At 45.6% G+C, this 2,164-nt stretch carries 2 protein-coding genes; both read left to right on the forward strand.

What is annotated here, in order from left to right; genetic code table 11:
- Positions 1-200 precede the first annotated feature (200 nt).
- The gene (locus AB6E78_RS22810) at positions 201-344 is read left to right on the forward strand and encodes a hypothetical protein (protein WP_162497971.1); all 144 of its coding nucleotides are present in this window, start codon (positions 201-203) and stop codon (positions 342-344) included.
- 234 nt (positions 345-578) lie between these two features.
- Positions 579-2,051, forward strand: a complete 1,473-nt coding sequence (ltrA, locus tag AB6E78_RS22815) for a group II intron reverse transcriptase/maturase (protein ID WP_372134264.1) — start codon at positions 579-581, stop codon at positions 2,049-2,051.
- Positions 2,052-2,164 lie beyond the last annotated feature (113 nt).

The raw sequence follows: 2,164 nt of genomic DNA on the forward strand, positions 1-2,164 counted from the left end.
CGTGCGACCTGAGGTCGTATGAAGCGTTGTTCACCGCTTAACGAGTGAACCATCTGTATCACCAGATGAACCTACGAGCCTGAATAAAGCAGCGGCTCGGACAATGTAACGAAACTTGGCCGTTGGGCTGAGTGGGAAAAGAATCGTGAGAGGACGTTCCTCCTGAAAACCACAATTCGGGTAAGTGCTAGGTAGTCAGTATGATGAACGTATGTGAATCCATTCAAGGTGCGTTATATGATGAAGCAGCGGAAGTGGTTAATACGCTGTGGCCAAAAGGCAATGAGAGTTGGAAAGAGGTTGGACAGTACTTTTTCGTGGTCGCCGTACTCTCCGCACTATAGTGGGCATCTAAGCTGACATTTTACGTAACATACGGAACAGGGTAAGCCTGTATCACTCCCTTTGGGAAAGCCTTTGTGGCCGATAGTGATGCAGGTATAGGAGGTCGGAAAAAGCGAAAGCTGCATTGTAATGATGCAGATACAGACTTATGTCTGATCACGAAAGTGAGCCCACTTCCGACTGGTCTCCCATTGCGAGAGAATTTGAAGAACTTTATTCAAGGAGAAAAGCAAATGGTGATCTCGAAAGAGATTAGTGCATCTTCTGACGGCGCTCAATGGCAGTCCATCGACTGGAAATCCGTTGAAGCACACGTATTGAAGCTTCAAATGCGTATCGCAAAAGCAACGAGAGAAAAGAAATACGGTAAGGTGAAGTCCTTACAGTGGCTCTTGACTCATTCTCGCTCAGCCAAGCTTCTTGCGGTTAAGCGAGTCTCTCAGAATAAAGGCAGTAAAACGTCTGGAATAGACGGTGTCACCTGGAACACAGATGTACGCCGTATGAAAGCAGTCAATCAACTGAGCCGCAAGGCTTACTCTGCAAAACCACTCAAACGTATCTACATCCCCAAAAAGAACGGTAAGCTCAGGCCATTGGGTATTCCATGCATGATTGATAGAGCGCAACAAGCCCTCCACCTTCTAGCATTAGAACCAGTGTCCGAAACGCTTGCCGACCTCAATAGCTATGGGTTTAGGCCAAATCGCAGTACGGCTGACGCCGTCAGTCAGTGTTTCAAATGTTTGGCTCTAAAGCGATCAGCGAAATGGGTTCTTGAGGGAGATATTAAGGCTTGCTTCGACAAAATCGGGCATCAATGGCTTATGGACAATATCACGGTAGATAAACGTATGTTAGAGCAATGGTTACAGTCTGGCTATGTGGATAAGGGTCTGTTCTATGATACCGATGAGGGTACACCTCAAGGTGGAATAATATCTCCAACCTTGATGCTAATGACTCTCGCGGGAATAGAGCAACAAATAAAATCTACAGCTCTGAAAATGGGTGCTAGGGCCAACTTTATTGGTTATGCGGATGATTTCGTGGTCACCTGCTCTTCAAAGGAAGTGCTAGTGAACGATATCAAACCGTTGATTGCTGACTTTCTGGCAGAAAGAGGGTTAACCCTCTCCGAAGAGAAAACGAAGGTCACTCATATTGATGATGGCTTTGACTTTCTGGGTTTCAATCACAGGAAGTACAAAGGGAAATTGCTCATTAAACCGAGCAAATCTAACACGCTGTTATTCCTTAGAAATCTACGTGAACTTATTAAAAAGCACGCAACCATCCCTGTTAACGATCTTATCAAGTTGATAAATCCGAAACTTAGAGGGTGGGCGAATTACTATCGCCACTGTGTTGCTAAACAAGTATTCGGGTATGTCGGCCACAAACTATTCCAAGCGTTATGGCACTGGGCAGTTAGACGTCATCCAACCAAGTCCAAAGACTGGGTTGTTCATAAGTATTTTCTCAATCGTAAAGGCCAGTGGCAATTTCACGGTTGGCAGAAAATCATGGACATGGACTGTCACTTCAATCTGTTCCAAATAGCTAAAGTGCCCATCGAGCGACACGTAAAAATCAGGAATGCAGCGACCCCTTTTGCCCCTCAATACCAAGAATATTTGATGAAGAGAAAATCTAAAAGGCTAGCTCGTAACTCTTGGAAAGAGCCTGTCCCGACTGCGTTATAAGTTGCTGGGTATCAATGATGCCTTAGTGGAGGCTTGAGCCGTATGCAGTGAAAGTTGCACGTACGGTTCTTAGAGGGGCGGCACTTGGTAACAAGTGTCGTCTACTCGACAAA

The sequence above is a fragment of the Vibrio sp. 10N.247.310.98 genome (genome assembly GCF_041467395.1).
GTDB classification, from domain to species: domain Bacteria; phylum Pseudomonadota; class Gammaproteobacteria; order Enterobacterales; family Vibrionaceae; genus Vibrio; species Vibrio crassostreae_C.